A 15,173-nucleotide genomic window follows, 5' to 3' on the forward strand; every position below is an offset into this window, starting at 1 on the left:
TTACTCGGTTGGGTGTCCAACTTTTTGGGTGCAGTTCACGGAAGGCGGTTTTTTTGTCTTGTTGAATAACTTACGCTTCGATGGCCATGCGCAGTTTTTTCATTGCGTTCTTTTCAAGCTGACGCACACGCTCAGCAGAAACACCATAACGATCGGCCAGTTCTTGCAGCGTGCTCTTATTCTCTTCGTCGAGCCAACGGGCACGAATAATATCCTGGCTACGTTCATCCAGGCCTAACATGGCATCGCTGAGTTTATCAGCCGCGTGCGATTCCCAGTTGTCGTCTTCAATGCCGTCAGCAAAGTTAGAAGATTTATCCTGCAAGAACAGCACAGGAGCCATCGGCGCACTGTCTGAATCGTCGTCGTTGCCCATGTCGAACGTCATGTCCTGCGCCGCCATACGAGATTCCATCTCGCGGACATCTTTGCTGGAAACACCCAGCTCGTTGGCGACCATTTCCACTTCGTCCTGGTTGAACCAACCCAGACGCTGTTTAGTTTTACGCAGGTTAAAGAACAACTTACGTTGTGCTTTAGTGGTTGCCACTTTCACAATACGCCAGTTACGCAGAACGTATTCGTGAATTTCAGCCTTGATCCAGTGCACGGCGAACGACACCAGACGGACACCCACTTCCGGGTTAAAGCGACGTACAGCCTTCATCAGGCCGATGTTGCCTTCCTGAATCAAGTCAGCCTGCGGCAAGCCATAGCCCGAGTAATTACGAGCGATATGAACAACAAAGCGCAGGTGAGACAGGATCAGCCTTTTCGCTGCTTCCAGATCGCCCTGGTAATGCAGCTTTTCAGCCAGCTCCTTCTCTTCCTCAGCCGTTAACATCGGCCAGGAATTAGCGGCCCGGATATAAGATTCCAGGTTACCAACAGGGGCTAAAGCTAAATTTTGCATTTCTTTGGTCATTCAAACCCTCTCTTAAGACTAACGTACAGGTTGCTACACCATGCTGCACCTGACAACACGTCAAGCGCCAAACCGTACCATCCACAGTAAACTCAGACAGTGACGTTATCCACAAGTTCACTGTAAAGCTGTGCATATATTACACACAAAATGTGACAGAGCTATGAAACTGGGCAGGAGAAACACATACCGAGGTGGGAGCGTGTCCCCTGCTGACGGGTACTTCGTAGCAGGGAACAAGTATACCAAAAAATTTTTACTCTGGGGTAAAACGACGTAAATGTTGTACCGTTGCGATCCATGCTGCCAACCATCCACTCATGGAGGCAACCAGCAGCAGCAGTAGGCATTCATCGAAGCCTAAGCCCGTAAGATCGAATTTAGTTCCAAACACTTGCGCTACTTCTGTCACCGCAGAAGATAACCGCCATACCAGAATTTCGGTGAGAATCAGCGACAAAAATGCCCCGCTGAACCCTAACAATGCGCCACCGTACAAAAAGGGACGCAGGATAAATCCATCCGTTGCACCAATCAGTTTTTGCACGTTGATGGTATCGCGGCGAGCAAAGATGCTCAGACGCACGCTGTTGCCAATCACCAGGAACACCGCAGCGACCATCAGCACACCAATCATTGCAGCAACGCGACCTACAAGGCCAGTCAACGAAGCCAGGCGCGCAAACCAGCTATCATCCATACGCACTTCATCAACACCGTTAATACGGGCTACGCGGTCACGTAAGGTATTCAGGTGGTCTGTAGTCTGGAAATCAAGTTTCGGGTTCACCACCGCAACGGCAGGCAGCGGGTTTTCTTCCAGCATATCCAACGCGCCACCAAAGCCCGACCAGTTGCGGAACTCGCCTAAGGCTTCGTCACGCGAAAGATAGTTAACTTTATCGACGCCCTCTTCCGCCTGAATCGCGCCAACGACTTGCTGTGCGGCGTTATCATCCAGCGCTTTATCGAGGTAAACCGTGATTTGCGGAGAAGGATAATACTGCGTGGCGGCCTGATTCACGTTCTTGTAAACCATGTAGCACACGCTAGGCAGCGTCAGGGAGATGGCGATAACCATCACCGTCAGGAAAGTGGCTAGTGGCTTGCTGCGCAGGTCTTGTAAAGCGCCCTGCCAGGCGTAACGGAACTGTTCGTTCACGCCACCTTTTAGAGATTTGCTTTTCGACTGAGGCCCTTTGCCACGTTTTTTCACCGAGCGACCTAAATCCCCTAGCTTATTAAGCGAGTTGATTTTATCCAGCTTGTTGCTGAAGCGCTTTATGTGATTGAGCGCGCTGCGTTTATTCACCTGCCAGGCCTCCATGCAAATGGCCGTCACTTAACGTCAACATGCGATAATTACGGCGGGATATCAGCCCCATGTCGTGCGTCGCCATCAAAACAGTTACCCCCACCCGGTTAAACTCTTCGAACAGACGCAAAATCCCTTCCGAGAGCGCATCATCGAGGTTACCGGTTGGTTCATCCGCCAGCAATACAGCGGGCTTGTTCACAACAGCGCGGGCAATACCCACGCGCTGCTGTTCACCACCAGAGAGTTGGATCGGGAAATTCTTCGCTTTATCGAGCAGGCCGACTTTATCCAGTGCCGCACTAACGCGACGGCGAATATCTTCACCGCTGGCACCTGCGATGATCAGCGGGATTGCCACGTTGTCATATACGGTTCTATCCATCAACAGATGGTGATCCTGGAAGATCATACCAATCTGGCGACGCAGGAACGGCACTTCGCGGCTCTTAAGGCGGCTAATATCATGGCCGCCAAAAGCAATTTTCCCGGCGCTTGGCCGCTCAATACCGCAGATAAGCTTGAGCAGGGTACTTTTCCCCGCGCCTGAGTGGCCGGTCAGAAAAGCCATCTCGCCAGGTTGCATATGGAAAGTCACTCCCTGCAACGCTTGTCTCCCACCGAGATAGGCCTTACTAACGTGTTCAAAGCGAATCATGGTTAATCCTCTCGGGCAAAAAGTGCCTCAATAAAATCGCCCGCATTAAACGGACGCAAGTCCTCAATACGCTCGCCGACGCCAATATAGCGAATCGGAATACCAAACTGATCGGCAACGGAGAAAATCACGCCGCCTTTGGCTGTACCATCGAGTTTGGTAAGCGTAATGCCTGTCAATCCAACGGCTTCATGGAACAATTTAGCCTGGCTAATCGCATTCTGCCCGGTGCTGGCATCGAGGGTGAGCATAACCTCATGCGGTGCGTCTTCGTCCAGTTTTTTCATTACGCGGACGATTTTCTTCAGCTCTTCCATCAGGTGCGCTTTGTTCTGCAGACGCCCGGCAGTATCAGCCAGAAGTACGTCGACATTACGTGCTTTCGCGGCCTGAATGGCATCGAAAATCACTGAGGCAGAATCAGCGCCCGTGTGCTGAGCAATAACAGGAATATTGTTACGCTCGCCCCACACCTGCAGTTGTTCTACCGCAGCGGCACGGAAGGTATCACCCGCCGCCAGCATCACAGATTTGCCTTCCTGCTGGAACTGACGAGCCAGTTTGCCGATGGTAGTGGTTTTACCCACGCCATTAACACCAACCATGAGGATAACGAATGGCGTTTTGCCTTCCACTTTCAGCGGCTCATCGACTTTCGCCAGAATTTCGCCCATCTCTTCTTTCAGCAGACCGTACAACGCTTCGGCGTCACGCAGGTCTTTGCGGCTTGCGCCTTCTGTCAGATTGGTGATGATTTTACGCGTGGTTTCAACACCAACGTCGGCAATAAGCAACTGCTCTTCGAGCTCTTCAAACAGATCATCGTCGATTTTCTTGCCGCGGAACAGACTGATAAATCCGGAACCGAGGTTCTGCTTGGTTTTAATCAGGCTGCGTTTAAGGCGAGCAAAGAAACCTTCTTTGGTTGGTCGCTCTTGTTCGTGCTGGACTTCTTCGGCCTGAGTCTCTTCAGGCTCGAGTTCTGCCGCAGCTTCTTCAACAATAACGGCTGCAACAGGAATGTCTTCAACAACGTCCTCTACCGGCGCTTCTTCAGCAACAACTTCTTCAATGACTGCGTCTTCAACCGGAGCGACTGCAATTTCTTCAGGCGCAACAAGCTCTTCGGGCTCAACAACCGTTTCAACTTCAACGACAGCTTCAACAGGAGTTTCCGCAAGGACAGGTTCTTGCTCAGGCTGCCACTCTTCTGGCGATTCAACCTGCACAGCTTCTGGCGTGACTATCTCTTCAGGAACCGGTAACTCTTCGTGTTCAACCGCCGCTTGCGCGGTTATTTCTGGTTCTGGAATGATTTCCGGTTCAACCGCAGCCACTTCGCTTTCGACGAGTTTTTCAGTGACTTCTACGATCTCTTCAGCGAAGGCTTCAGGTTCTTCATGCTTATCAAGCACCACAGCTTCAGGCAAAACCTCTGGCTGAATCTCGGTTTGAGCTTCTGGCTTAGTCTCTTCTGGCTGGGCAGTTTCTTTAGCGGCTTGCGGTTGTTCAGATTCAACGACCTGTTCAACAACCTCTTCGGCAACCGGTTGTTCTTCAGCTACTTTTTGTTCTGGTTCTTGTTCAGAAGCCTGCTCTTTCTGGCCAAAGCCTAGCCATGAAAAAAAGCCACGTTTTTTCTCTTTCGCCATTTGCGAACACACTCCTCGCTGTTAATTCATGGCACAGGCCCGATTGAGCATGCCACGGGCACTGAAAATAATTATCTAATGAATGCCTTAGTCTATCACTTTCCCCGCCTTACACACACCGTTACACTAGACGGCAAGAAATTGCATCGCAGTGAGTCTCATGAAAAAACCGCAATCTACTGGCACCGGCCAGATCCGTATTATTGGAGGCCAATGGCGCGGCCGCAAACTCCCCGTCCCAGACAGCCCAGGCCTGCGTCCTACTACGGATCGGGTTCGTGAAACCCTGTTTAACTGGCTGGCACCATCAATGGTTGATGCCACGGTGCTGGATTGCTTTGCAGGAAGCGGTGCGTTGGGACTTGAAGCCTTGTCGCGTTACGCGAGCCGTGCCACATTGCTGGAGATGGATCGTAACGTTTCACAGCAGTTGCAAAAAAATCTCGTCACATTAAAAGCGACCAATGGAAAGGTAGTGAACACCAACACACTCAATTTCCTCGCGCAACCCGGCGAGCCGCATACCGTTGTGTTTGTTGATCCGCCGTTCCGTAAGGGGTTGCTGGACAACACACTCGCGCTGCTGGAAAACAACCACTGGCTGGCAGATGAAGCGCTGATTTATGTAGAAAGCGAAGTTGAAAACGGAATGCCTGCGGTGCCAGCAAACTGGTCGCTGCATCGTGAAAAAGTCGCAGGCCAGGTCGCATATCGTTTATATAGTCGTGAAGTTCAAGGAGCGAAGTGATGCTGATTAATATAGGCCGGTTGCTAATGTTGGGCGTCTGGGCATTTTTGTTACTGAATATTTTCCATCCATTCCCACGCCCGCTGAATATTTTCGTGAACGTCGCGCTAATCTTTACCGTGTTGATGCACGGCATGCAGTTAGCGTTACTGAAATCGACTCAACCGAAAGGCAGCCCGCCGCTCAGCCGTGCTCAGCAGATTAAAATTTTTATCTTTGGAGTATTTGAACTGCTGGTCTGGCAGAAGAAACTGCGTCAGGGCAAATAAAATCACTCGGGGATGAAGCCAACAAAGCGCGTCCCCTTGTACTGCAACATGCCTTTATCTCCCACACTCATCGAATGATATTGCTCTGCCGTCACGCGCATTTTTAGCTCCAGCCCGCCACTTTGTGGGCGAAACCAAATCTCATAACGCAAGATATCTTCGACAGGTGTCACCTGGCGTTGTCGTGAACGACGATCGGTGGTTGGCGATTCACGTTTTGTCGCCACCAACACGCTTCTTTCCATCACGGGTGCCGCATCATTTTCAGCATTCTGACGACGCTGTTGCACAAAGCGGAACGATGCCGCCACGATGATGACAGCAACAACAGCAATGAAGAAAAGTGGCATTTTACTCATAGATTTATCTCGATTTGTCAGGCACTTTTAAGAATACCCTGCACGTCGTGGCGTTGTCATCTATCGACGTTAACCACTAGACTGACAATAGAGTCGTGCTTTAAGTACGATAAATTTAATTCAATACCCTTCAGCATTCGAGTTGCAGGATGAGGGGTAGGAAAAGGGATCCGCCATGCTCTGGTCTTTCATCGCTGTATTCTTTTCCGGGTGGCTATACGTTGACGCCTCCTACCGTGGCCCAACCTGGCAACGCTGGGTCTTCAAACCTGTCACGCTTTTGTTGTTATTACTGCTAGCCTGGCAAGCGCCGATGTTCAACGCGACAGGCTATTTGATCCTCGCGGGGCTTGCGGCAACGCTGCTCGGTGACGCTCTCACCCTGCTTCCAACCCAGCGCATGTTGTATGCAATCGGGGCCTTTTTCCTGTCGCACCTGCTGTATACCCTCTATTTCGCCAGCCAAATGACGTTCAGTTTCTTCTGGCCTTTGCCTCTAATTTTGCTGGTAATTGGTGCGCTACTGACCGCCGTAATCTGGACACGCCTCGAAACCTTCCGTTGGCCGATTCTGACATTTATTGGCATGACGCTGGTGATGGTATGGCTGGCCGGTGAGCTCTATTTCTTCCTACCAACACGTCCGAGTTTCTCAGGCTTTATTGGCGCAACGCTGCTGCTATTGGGCAACATAGTGTGGCTGGGTAGCCATTACCGCCGCCGCTTCACAGGTGATAGCGCCATCGCCGCGGCCTGCTATTTTGCCGGTCACTTTATGATTGTCCGCGCGTTATATATTTGACCTTGAGGGGCGGTTGTTACCGCCCCTCAAATTTCCCTCTTGACTCTGGAGTCAACTCCAGAGAGTAACATGCGTAATGAGAACATTATCATTACCCAGGAGGGCATATGCTCAACTCCCCAAAAACACCACAATTTGCGAAGGCAAAACTTAGCCCATTGCCGATAAAAACAGACGCATGCCAGGGTAATGATTGCTGTAGCGAAGCTACCGTCGCTCCGGAAACGGAGATGCTCCCTCAAAGCGGTGAACGTTATAGCTGGGTTATCAACGGTATGGACTGTGCCGCCTGCGCCCGCAAAGTTGAAAACGCTGTAAAACAGGTTGCTGATGTGCAGCATGTAAAGGTCTTGTTTTCTACAGAAAAACTGCTGGTCAGCGCCGAAAGAGACGTTCGTCAGGACGTTGAAAAAGCGGTCAAAGCCGCAGGATACACTTTGCGTAACAGCACAGCTCCGGCACCAAAAACCTCTTCATGGCATGAGAATTTACCGCTCATCTTACTGATAGCCATGATGGCGCTGAGTTGGGGTCTTGAGCAGTTTAATCACCCGTTTGGCAATATGGCGTTTATCGTCACCACTTTGGTTGGACTGTGGCCGATCGCTCGTCAGGCGGTGCGTCTGATGCGCAGCGGTAACTGGTTTGCCATCGAAACGTTGATGAGCGTGGCCGCTATTGGCGCACTGTTTATCGGGGCGACCGCCGAAGCCGCGATGGTTTTACTGTTGTTCTTAATTGGTGAGCGTCTGGAATCCTATGCCGCCAATCGCGCACGCCGTGGTGTGAGCGCCCTGATGGCGCTGAAACCAGAAGTGGCGACTCGTATTCGTAACGGTGAACGTGAAAGCATCGCGCTCTCTGATTTACGCCCGGGCGATATCATAGAAGTAGCGGCGGGCGGGCGTTTACCTGCCGATGGCCGCTTGTTAACCCCATTTGCCAGCTTTGATGAAAGCGCATTAACCGGCGAGTCCATTCCGGTCGAGCGCCAGCAAGATGAAAAAGTCCCGGCAGGAAGCACCAGCGTCGACAGACTGGTGCAGCTCGAAGTCATTTCCGAACCCGGCGACAGCGCAATTGACCGCATCCTGCGTTTAATTGAAGAGGCCGATGAGCGCCGCGCCCCGATTGAGCGCTTTATTGACCGTTTCAGCCGGATTTACACGCCAATTATTATGGCGATTGCACTACTTGCGGCGGTTATTCCTCCGCTGCTGTTTGGGCAAAGTTGGGGCGAGTGGATCTATAAAGGGCTGGCATTATTACTGATTGGTTGCCCGTGCGCGCTGGTGATTTCCACTCCTGCCGCAATCACTTCAGGGCTTGCGGCGGCGGCTCGCCGTGGGGCATTAATTAAAGGCGGCGCAGCACTCGAACGCCTCGGGCAAATTCAGCATATCGCTTTTGATAAAACCGGCACGTTAACCGCCGGAAAACCACAAGTGACAGCCATTGAAGTAAATGGCGAACTTAGCGAAAACGATCTGCTGGCACTGGCCGCTGCCGTAGAGCTTGGATCGTCGCATCCCCTTGCCCAGGCGATTGTGCGTGAAGCGCAAAACCGCAATCTGGAATTGCCCGACACCAGTGCACACTGGGCGCTGGCAGGTATTGGCGTGGAAGCCACACTTAATGGCGAAACATTGTTATTAAGTGCGCCGGGTAAGCTCGCAAATACCGTGCTTAGTACGGCCTGGCAGCAGCGAATCACTCATCTTGAAGCCGAAGGCCAGACGGTAGTTGCACTCTTACAACAAGGCCAGTTACTTGGCATTCTGGCTTTACGCGATACCTTACGCAGTGATGCAAAAACGGCAGTTGCAGCACTGCACAACCTCGGGGTTCAGAGCGTGATGCTAACGGGTGATAACCCACGTGCAGCAGCAGCCATCGCGCAGGAATTAGGAATGGATTATCGTGCAAGCCTGTTGCCTGCCGATAAAGTCAGTGCGGTGAATGAACTCAACGCCCGTGCACCGTTAGCGATGGTCGGCGACGGCATCAACGACGCTCCCGCAATGAAGGCCGCAACTATCGGTATTGCGATGGGCAGTGGCACGGACGTCGCGCTTGAAACCGCCGATGCAGCTCTCACGCATAACCGTCTGACGGAATTGGCTAGCATGATTAGCCTGGCACGAGCCACGCATAACAATATTCGCCAGAACATCACGATCGCGTTGGGTCTGAAGGGGATTTTCCTGGTGACCACGCTTTTAGGGATCACTGGCCTGTGGCTCGCGGTATTAGCCGACTCAGGTGCGACGGCATTGGTTACGGCCAATGCTTTGCGGTTGCTGCGGAAGAAATAATGAAATGCCCGGCCAGCTTTGGCTGGGCATTTGTAACAACCTTCTTGAACGTCGAGTTAATGTCGGGTGGCACTGCGCTTACCCAACCTACAAAATCCCGGTTCGTAGGGTGGATAAGCGACTGCGTCATCCACCGATTAGGGCGAGTTAATTCATCCCCAAAGTATGCGGCAACCACAGCGAAACCGCCGGGATATACGTCACCATCGCCAGCACCAACAGCAGCATGGCGTAAAACGGCAACATTGCGCGAACCACCACTTCGATTTTCTGCTTACTCACCGCGCTGGCGACAAACAGCACCGAACCGACCGGAGGTGTAATCAAACCGATGCCCAGGTTCACCATCATGATCATGCCAAAGTGAACCGGATCGATACCCAGTGAATTCGTCACCGGTAAGAGTACCGGCGTGAGGATCAGGATAATCGGCGCCATGTCCATCAACGTGCCAATCAGCAGCAGCATGATGTTCAGATACATCAGAATCACGTACTTGTTGTCAGATAGCGAAGTGAAGAACTCGGTGATGCGCGAAGGCAGTTGCATATAAGTCATGACCGCACCGAACGCCGCCGCGAAACCGATCAAAATCATCACAATAGAGACTGTTTTTACGGTGCGGAACATCAGTTTTGGCAGTTCGTTCCACTTGTAGTCGCGGTAGATAAACATGGTCACGAAGAACGCCCACACGCAGGCCACTGCCGCCGATTCGGTTGCGGTAAAGACCCCGGTTAAAATCCCGCCGAGAATAATGACCACCGTCATCAAGCCCCAAAGCGCATCAAAGAAAATTTTTAACGCTTGTTTGAAGGGAATGCGTTCACCTTTCGGATAACCGCGCTTATGAGCAAACCCGAGGCACATCACCATCAGGCTGAAACCCAGCAGCAAACCTGGCAAGATCCCGGCGATAAACAGTGTAGCAATAGAAACTGTGCCACCCGCCGCCAGAGAGTAAATCACCGAGTTATGGCTCGGTGGGATCAAAATCGCCTGTACCGATCCACTAGCAGTCACCGCAGCGGCATATTCACGTGGATAACCCTTTTTCTCCATTTCCGGGATCATTACGCTGCCGATAGATGCCGTATCCGCCACAGACGATCCGGAAATCGCGCCAAAGAAAGTGGACGCCACGATATTCACCAGCGACAACCCGCCGCGAATAAACCCAACGAAAATATACGCAAAATTGACCAGACGACGGGCAATGCCCCCTTCCGCCATAATCGCCCCGGCCAGGATAAAGAACGGGATCGCCAGCAGGGTAAATTTATTCACCCCACTAGTGATTTGAATCATGATCGCTTCTAGCGGCAAATCTATCCATAGCGCTCCCACAATGGCGCTTAGCCCAACGGCAAAAGCCACAGGCATACCCACTGCAAGCAGCACCGCGAGTGTTGCTAATAATATAAATGCGTCCATGTTATCCCCTGGTCTTAACCATGATTACCAAGCAGCACTACCGGGCGGTTCTCTTGAGAGCCAAACAGTAATCGCTCGACAACAAACAGAATCAATAAAATCGCGCCAACAGGCAGCGGGAGATAGGTTTGGCCAGAAGTGAGAACAGGGAATTCGGCAACAGGTTGCTCCCATAAATCTGCACACAGGTAGAAGCTGTAATAGAACATCACCAGTGAGATGATCAGCATGAGCAGGTCGACGATACGTGCGCAAAACGTCTGCCACGCAAGCGGCAGACGATCTGTCAGCATGTTAACCGCAATATGTGAACCGGCGCGGTAACTTACCGCCGCGCCAATGAACGTGAAGGTCACCATGCAGATTATCGCTACAGGTTCCGGCCAGGACTCCCCACGGTTAAGGACATAGCGCGAGAAAATTCCAATCGGAATAATGACAGTCATCACCAGCAGAGATAGCCCCGCCACAAACATCGCCAGCAAATAAACTTTATCCATCAAGTCTGAATAGCGTTGGGACATAGGATGTCCTCCACGAAAACGTTAGCGGCAAAAGTTACTGAACATCAGCAATAGCTTTCATCAGGTCCTGATGTTTATCGCCGTATTCTTTACGGACTGGCTCCGTCGCTTTCACAAACCAGGCTTTGTCGATTTCATGGAACTGCACGCCACCGGCTTTCATTTTTTCCAGCGCCTGTGTGTTATAGGCATTCCATAATTGGCGCTGTTCCATTTGCGCGGCACGCGCCAGGGTAAGAATTTTTTGCTGCTGGTCAGGCGTCAGTTTGTCCCACTTCACTTTGGAATAAAGCAGCATTTCTGGCGTGATGAAGTGGCCGCTCAGCGTGTAGTTCTTGGCGACCGGCATGTAGTTGTGGGCAATAAATGTCGGTGGATTGTTTTCAGCGCCGTCGATAACGCCGGTTTGCATACCGCTATACACTTCGCTCACGCCCATCGCGACCGAGTTTGCGCCCATGTCTTTAAGCGTTGCCAGTGCGACCGGGCTACCCTGAACGCGGATTTTCATCCCCTTAAGATCTTCAGGTTTTACAACCGGGTTTTTGGTAATCAAGTTACGTGTGCCAGAGTCCATCCAGCCGAGGAACACCAGGCGAGATTTCGGGTTATTCGTCAGCTTGTCGCCAATCTCTTTCCCTAAATCGCCGTCGATTACTTTGTGCATATGGTCTTCATCGCGGAATACGTACGGCAGGGTAAAGACTTCAACATCCGGCAGGATCGCAGCAACCGGCGCCATCGAAACGCGGATCATATCGATCGCCCCCATTTGCGCCTGTTCGATCATCTGTTTTTCATCCCCAAGCACACCGCTTGGGAACACTTTAATCTCTAAATCACCATTGGTTTCTTGCTTAAGTTTTTCGCCCATATGCTGCACCGCGACCACGTTCGGATAACCTTCCGGGTGAACGTCAGCGGCTTTAATCACTTGTGCGAGTGCAGAATGTGCAAACAGAACTGACGCGGTAGACAGACATAAACCAGCAAAAGCAGGCAGAAAGGTCTTCTTCATTGTGTCGCTCCAGCAGAGGTAGAAATGTGAGGTAGGAAGTAAAACAATGTTTTAATTTGTCGATTAAAAACTAGACTACGTGGAGAAAAGCGTGGGTGAAGCACTTCACAAAAAGCGACAAAAAATGAAATTGGGGTTCATTAGAGATGCAAAGAGGGTTCAGAAGCCCAAAGCGGGGAGCAGAGGGCTTGCGCGGCGTTATTAGCCTTTACGCAACAGGTATTGGTAAGGCAATGATTCCACTTGTTTGGCAAGCAGTTCGTGTTCCATGAAAATGCAAAATCCAGGGATATCGCGGGTAGTTGCCGGGTCATCAGCAATCACCAGCAGGGTTTCGCCAGCCTGCATATTGCGGACTGTTTTACGCACCATCATGACGGGTTCGGGGCAGCGCAGGCCCAAGGCATCGAGAGTGTGGTCAGGATTAGAAAAAAGATCGGTCATGAGAAAACTCGCAATTAACAAACCGCGATAGTTTACGCCGGGAAGATTCTCGTGCAAGTCACGTGAACGATTGCGTTAAAATTAACCATTGCAAAGCGGGGCTAAAGCAGTATCATCGCCCCCGCTTTAAAAAAGACCAGGGTTCCCTCACCCCTTTCACTAAAAAGGCTACAAAATGACGCAGTTCAATTCTACTCAGCGCACTAAAGCGCTGTTCTGGCTATCGCTATTCCATTTGCTGGTGATCACCTCCAGCAACTATCTGGTGCAATTACCGGTCTCGGTTTTTGGCTTCCATACCACCTGGGGCGCGTTTAGTTTTCCGTTTATTTTCCTCGCAACTGATCTGACGGTACGCATTTTTGGCGCCCCTCTCGCACGCCGCATTATTTTTGCCGTGATGATGCCCGCGCTGATTATTTCGTACGCCATTTCTGCACTATTTTATATGGGCACCTGGCAAGGGTTTGACGCGTTACTGCACTTCAACCTGTTCGTCGCCCGTATCGCCGCCGCCAGCTTTATGGCTTATGCGTTAGGGCAGATTCTGGATGTGCACGTGTTTAACCGCCTGCGTCAGAGCCGCCACTGGTGGCTTGCGCCAACGGCTTCAACGTTCCTGGGTAACGTCAGCGACACCCTCTCCTTCTTCTTTATTGCTTTCTGGCGCAGCCCGGATGCGTTTATGGCGCAGCATTGGGTCGAAATCGCCATCGTAGATTACTGCTTTAAAGTGCTTATCAGCATTGTATTCTTCCTGCCGATGTACGGTGTTTTGCTGAATATGTTGTTGAAACGTCTGGCAGATAAGTCTGAAAGTTCGGCGTTGCAGCCGGGTTGACGGTGGTTGAATTATCTTGTGATAAGATGCGTAGAAGGCCGCAAAGGCTTGCTAACGTAAAGGAAGAAGTCATGGGTAACCTGGTAAAATATGTCGGTATCGGCCTGCTGGTATTAGGCCTGGCCGCTTGCGATAACAACGACAGCAAAACGGCTACTACGCCTGCGGCGCAAAGCAGCGCAGCCGGTCAGCCGGTCAGCCTGCTGGACGGGAAAATAAGCTTTGCACTGCCCGCCGATATGACCGACCAGAGCGGTAAATTGGGCACTCAGGCAAACAACATGCACGTATATTCTGATGCTACGGGTCAGAAAGCAGTCATTGTGATTGTCGGTGACAATACGCCTGACGATTTGGCAGCTTTGACAAAACGTCTTGAAGAACAACAACGTGCTCGAGACCCGCAGCTGCAAGTCGTGACCAATAAATCCATTGAGATTAAAGGCCACACGCTGCAACAACTTGACAGTATTATCTCTGCAAAAGGCCAGACAGCTTACTCATCTGTTATCCTGGGTAAAGTAGATAACCAACTGTTAACCATGCAGATCACACTGCCTGCGGATAATCAGCAACTGGCGCAAACTGCCGCTGAGAACATCATTAATACCATCACCATCAAATAACTATTGTTGCTGTGATGATGACACGGCCTCCGGTTGCTCAACCGGAGGCCGTTTTTTTAACTGCCATGCCATCAGCAATGCGATACAAACCAGCACTGCTGCCGCCAGATAAATCACCGATACACCGGAGTAAGCCATCACTAACCCGGCGAACGGCCCGGTAATACCCAGCGATAAATCCATAAATACGGTATAGGTCGCAAGTGCACTTCCCTGGTTTTGCTGCGGCACCATTTTCACCGCCACCACGCCCAGCGCCGGGAACACCAACGAGAAACCCGCACCGGTAAGGAATGTGCCTACTTTTGCCATCCACGGCTCAACGGCAAACCCTACAAACAGCAAACCGATAATCTCGACCGAGAAACAAATCATTGCCACATTCAGGCCGCCGAAGCGGTTAATCCCGTTCGGGAAAAGTAAGCGAGTGCCCACAAACGCACAACTAAAGAGTGTTAACGCAAAAGCAGCACCGTCCCAGCCTTTGGCGTCGTAAAACAGCGTGATGAAAGTTGCGATCACACCAAAACCGGCAGATGCGAGAGCGAGCGCCATACCATAAGGCCAGACGCGGCCTAGCACCGCGCGAAACGGCAGCGGTTTGCCTTTATTGGCTTTTACCGCCGGACGTGGAAGTGCCAACAACACAGCCACCAGTGCCACTGCCATAATAATTCCAGCTAACAGTTTTAGCCCGCCGAGATGATAAAAGAGCACGCCCAACGGAGCGCCCATCGCTATCGCGCCATAGGTCACAATGCCATTCCAGGAGATCACCCGCCCAATATGCAGCGACCCGACGACACCCACGCCCCAGAGCGTTGAACCGGTTCCGGCAAAACTTTGCCCAATCCCTAAAATGACGCGTCCTATACAAAGCAACACCAGACTCACCAACGGCCAGGCACTGCCAAGCGCCGCCAGCATGTAACTCGCCCCACTCAGGAAGCAGCCGCATAAACCAAAAATGACGATTTTTTTAGGGCCAAGAATATCTGCGTAGCGCCCGGCATGTGGGCGGCTTAGCAACGTGGCGAAATATTGCAGGCTTATCACAAGCCCGGCCCAAAATGCGCTATAGCCCATCACGTCATGAACGTAACCTGGCAAAACAGCCAGTGGCAGGCCAATGGTCATGTAGCTTGCAAAGTTGAACATCACTACAGAGACAATCTGTAGATTGAGTCGGAAACTGCTTAATGCGGGGGTAGGAGTGAGGTCAGGCATCGGGCATTCACTTTTA

General features: G+C 51.5%; 16 protein-coding genes. 6 read left to right on the forward strand and 10 right to left on the reverse strand.

The window, feature by feature from the left end:
- Window positions 1-70: 70 nt before the first annotated feature.
- The 4 genes from rpoH to ftsY form a co-directional block, all read right to left on the reverse strand.
- The gene (gene rpoH, locus IX31_RS16945) at window positions 71-925 is read right to left on the reverse strand and encodes an RNA polymerase sigma factor RpoH (protein WP_034460519.1); all 855 of its coding nucleotides are present in this window, start codon (window positions 923-925) and stop codon (window positions 71-73) included.
- A 256-nt stretch (window positions 926-1,181) separates the two neighbouring features.
- Window positions 1,182-2,237 (reverse strand): permease-like cell division protein FtsX, encoded by a 1,056-nt coding sequence (ftsX, locus tag IX31_RS16950; protein WP_034460744.1) that lies wholly within the window; start codon window positions 2,235-2,237, stop codon window positions 1,182-1,184.
- Window positions 2,230-2,898 carry a cell division ATP-binding protein FtsE gene (gene ftsE / locus IX31_RS16955; RefSeq protein ID WP_034460521.1) on the reverse strand — a complete coding sequence of 223 codons (669 nt, stop codon included), beginning with the start codon at window positions 2,896-2,898 and terminating at the stop codon, window positions 2,230-2,232. The genes ftsX and ftsE overlap by 8 nt, the downstream gene beginning before the upstream one ends.
- 2 nt (window positions 2,899-2,900) lie before the next feature.
- Window positions 2,901-4,550, reverse strand: coding sequence for a signal recognition particle-docking protein FtsY (gene ftsY / locus IX31_RS16960; protein ID WP_034460523.1), 1,650 nt, complete (start codon window positions 4,548-4,550; stop codon window positions 2,901-2,903).
- 160 nt (window positions 4,551-4,710) lie between these two features.
- Here ftsY and rsmD point away from each other — a divergent pair, with 160 nt between their 5' ends.
- Both rsmD and IX31_RS16970 read left to right on the forward strand, forming a co-directional pair.
- Window positions 4,711-5,298: a 16S rRNA (guanine(966)-N(2))-methyltransferase gene (rsmD, locus tag IX31_RS16965; RefSeq protein ID WP_034460525.1), complete on the forward strand. Its 588-nt coding sequence runs from the start codon at window positions 4,711-4,713 to the stop codon at window positions 5,296-5,298.
- On the forward strand, window positions 5,298-5,567 hold the full coding sequence (locus tag IX31_RS16970; RefSeq protein WP_034460527.1) for a DUF1145 family protein: 270 nt from the start codon (window positions 5,298-5,300) through the stop codon (window positions 5,565-5,567). Before rsmD ends, IX31_RS16970 begins: the two co-directional genes overlap by 1 nt.
- A gap of 2 nt (window positions 5,568-5,569) precedes the next feature.
- On the opposite strand, the gene IX31_RS16975 is transcribed toward IX31_RS16970, so the two are convergent.
- Window positions 5,570-5,926, reverse strand: coding sequence for a DUF2500 domain-containing protein (locus IX31_RS16975; protein WP_034460529.1), 357 nt, complete (start codon window positions 5,924-5,926; stop codon window positions 5,570-5,572).
- 175 nt (window positions 5,927-6,101) lie between these two features.
- Here IX31_RS16975 and IX31_RS16980 point away from each other — a divergent pair, with 175 nt between their 5' ends.
- Window positions 6,102-6,728: a lysoplasmalogenase gene (locus tag IX31_RS16980; protein ID WP_034460531.1), complete on the forward strand. Its 627-nt coding sequence runs from the start codon at window positions 6,102-6,104 to the stop codon at window positions 6,726-6,728.
- 107 nt (window positions 6,729-6,835) lie between these two features.
- The gene (zntA, locus tag IX31_RS16985; protein ID WP_034460533.1) at window positions 6,836-9,043 is read left to right on the forward strand and encodes a Zn(II)/Cd(II)/Pb(II) translocating P-type ATPase ZntA; all 2,208 of its coding nucleotides are present in this window, start codon (window positions 6,836-6,838) and stop codon (window positions 9,041-9,043) included.
- Between the two features lie 147 nt (window positions 9,044-9,190).
- Here the strand turns inward: zntA and IX31_RS16990 are convergent, their stop codons facing one another.
- The 4 genes from IX31_RS16990 to tusA all read right to left on the reverse strand — a co-directional run bounded on the left by IX31_RS16990 (window position 9,191) and on the right by tusA (window position 12,463).
- Window positions 9,191-10,477: a TRAP transporter large permease gene (locus IX31_RS16990; protein ID WP_034460535.1), complete on the reverse strand. Its 1,287-nt coding sequence runs from the start codon at window positions 10,475-10,477 to the stop codon at window positions 9,191-9,193.
- Window positions 10,478-10,491: 14 nt separating this feature from the next.
- Window positions 10,492-11,001 carry a TRAP transporter small permease gene (locus IX31_RS16995; RefSeq protein ID WP_034460537.1) on the reverse strand — a complete coding sequence of 170 codons (510 nt, stop codon included), beginning with the start codon at window positions 10,999-11,001 and terminating at the stop codon, window positions 10,492-10,494.
- Window positions 11,002-11,035: 34 nt separating this feature from the next.
- Window positions 11,036-12,019 (reverse strand): TRAP transporter substrate-binding protein, encoded by a 984-nt coding sequence (locus IX31_RS17000; RefSeq protein WP_034460539.1) that lies wholly within the window; start codon window positions 12,017-12,019, stop codon window positions 11,036-11,038.
- Window positions 12,020-12,220: 201 nt separating this feature from the next.
- Window positions 12,221-12,463, reverse strand: a complete 243-nt coding sequence (gene tusA, locus IX31_RS17005; RefSeq protein ID WP_034460541.1) for a sulfurtransferase TusA — start codon at window positions 12,461-12,463, stop codon at window positions 12,221-12,223.
- A 175-nt stretch (window positions 12,464-12,638) separates the two neighbouring features.
- On the opposite strand from tusA, the gene IX31_RS17010 reads away from it, so the two are divergent.
- Together IX31_RS17010 and IX31_RS17015 are read left to right on the forward strand one after the other, a co-directional pair.
- A complete protein-coding gene (locus IX31_RS17010) occupies window positions 12,639-13,304 on the forward strand; it encodes a 7-cyano-7-deazaguanine/7-aminomethyl-7-deazaguanine transporter (protein WP_034460542.1) in 666 nt (221 codons plus the stop codon).
- Between the two features lie 71 nt (window positions 13,305-13,375).
- The gene (locus IX31_RS17015) at window positions 13,376-13,930 is read left to right on the forward strand and encodes a DcrB family lipoprotein (protein ID WP_034460543.1); all 555 of its coding nucleotides are present in this window, start codon (window positions 13,376-13,378) and stop codon (window positions 13,928-13,930) included.
- Here the strand turns inward: IX31_RS17015 and IX31_RS17020 are convergent, their stop codons facing one another.
- Window positions 13,931-15,157, reverse strand: a complete 1,227-nt coding sequence (locus IX31_RS17020) for an MFS transporter (RefSeq protein ID WP_034460544.1) — start codon at window positions 15,155-15,157, stop codon at window positions 13,931-13,933.
- Between the last annotated feature and the right edge of the window lie 16 nt (window positions 15,158-15,173).

Origin of the sequence: Buttiauxella noackiae, from assembly GCF_000737905.1 — a bacterium.
In the GTDB taxonomy this organism is placed as follows: Bacteria; Pseudomonadota; Gammaproteobacteria; order Enterobacterales; family Enterobacteriaceae; genus Buttiauxella; species Buttiauxella noackiae.

Excerpts from the sequence above, each read along its gene's own strand:
- tusA (WP_034460541.1), bottom strand. The coding sequence starts at position 12,463 with ATGACCGATCTTTTTTCTAATCCTGACCACACTCTCGATGCCTTGGGC.
- ftsY (WP_034460523.1), bottom strand. The coding sequence starts at position 4,550 with ATGGCGAAAGAGAAAAAACGTGGCTTTTTTTCATGGCTAGGCTTTGGC.
- IX31_RS16970 (WP_034460527.1), top strand. The coding sequence starts at position 5,298 with ATGCTGATTAATATAGGCCGGTTGCTAATGTTGGGCGTCTGGGCATTT.
- IX31_RS17010 (WP_034460542.1), top strand. The coding sequence starts at position 12,639 with ATGACGCAGTTCAATTCTACTCAGCGCACTAAAGCGCTGTTCTGGCTA.
- IX31_RS17015 (WP_034460543.1), top strand. The coding sequence starts at position 13,376 with ATGGGTAACCTGGTAAAATATGTCGGTATCGGCCTGCTGGTATTAGGC.
- IX31_RS16990 (WP_034460535.1), bottom strand. The coding sequence starts at position 10,477 with ATGGACGCATTTATATTATTAGCAACACTCGCGGTGCTGCTTGCAGTG.
- IX31_RS17000 (WP_034460539.1), bottom strand. The coding sequence starts at position 12,019 with ATGAAGAAGACCTTTCTGCCTGCTTTTGCTGGTTTATGTCTGTCTACC.
- IX31_RS16980 (WP_034460531.1), top strand. The coding sequence starts at position 6,102 with ATGCTCTGGTCTTTCATCGCTGTATTCTTTTCCGGGTGGCTATACGTT.
- IX31_RS16995 (WP_034460537.1), bottom strand. The coding sequence starts at position 11,001 with ATGTCCCAACGCTATTCAGACTTGATGGATAAAGTTTATTTGCTGGCG.
- rsmD (WP_034460525.1), top strand. The coding sequence starts at position 4,711 with ATGAAAAAACCGCAATCTACTGGCACCGGCCAGATCCGTATTATTGGA.
- IX31_RS17020 (WP_034460544.1), bottom strand. The coding sequence starts at position 15,157 with ATGCCTGACCTCACTCCTACCCCCGCATTAAGCAGTTTCCGACTCAAT.
- IX31_RS16975 (WP_034460529.1), bottom strand. The coding sequence starts at position 5,926 with ATGAGTAAAATGCCACTTTTCTTCATTGCTGTTGTTGCTGTCATCATC.
- rpoH (WP_034460519.1), bottom strand. The coding sequence starts at position 925 with ATGACCAAAGAAATGCAAAATTTAGCTTTAGCCCCTGTTGGTAACCTG.
- zntA (WP_034460533.1), top strand. The coding sequence starts at position 6,836 with ATGCTCAACTCCCCAAAAACACCACAATTTGCGAAGGCAAAACTTAGC.
- ftsE (WP_034460521.1), bottom strand. The coding sequence starts at position 2,898 with ATGATTCGCTTTGAACACGTTAGTAAGGCCTATCTCGGTGGGAGACAA.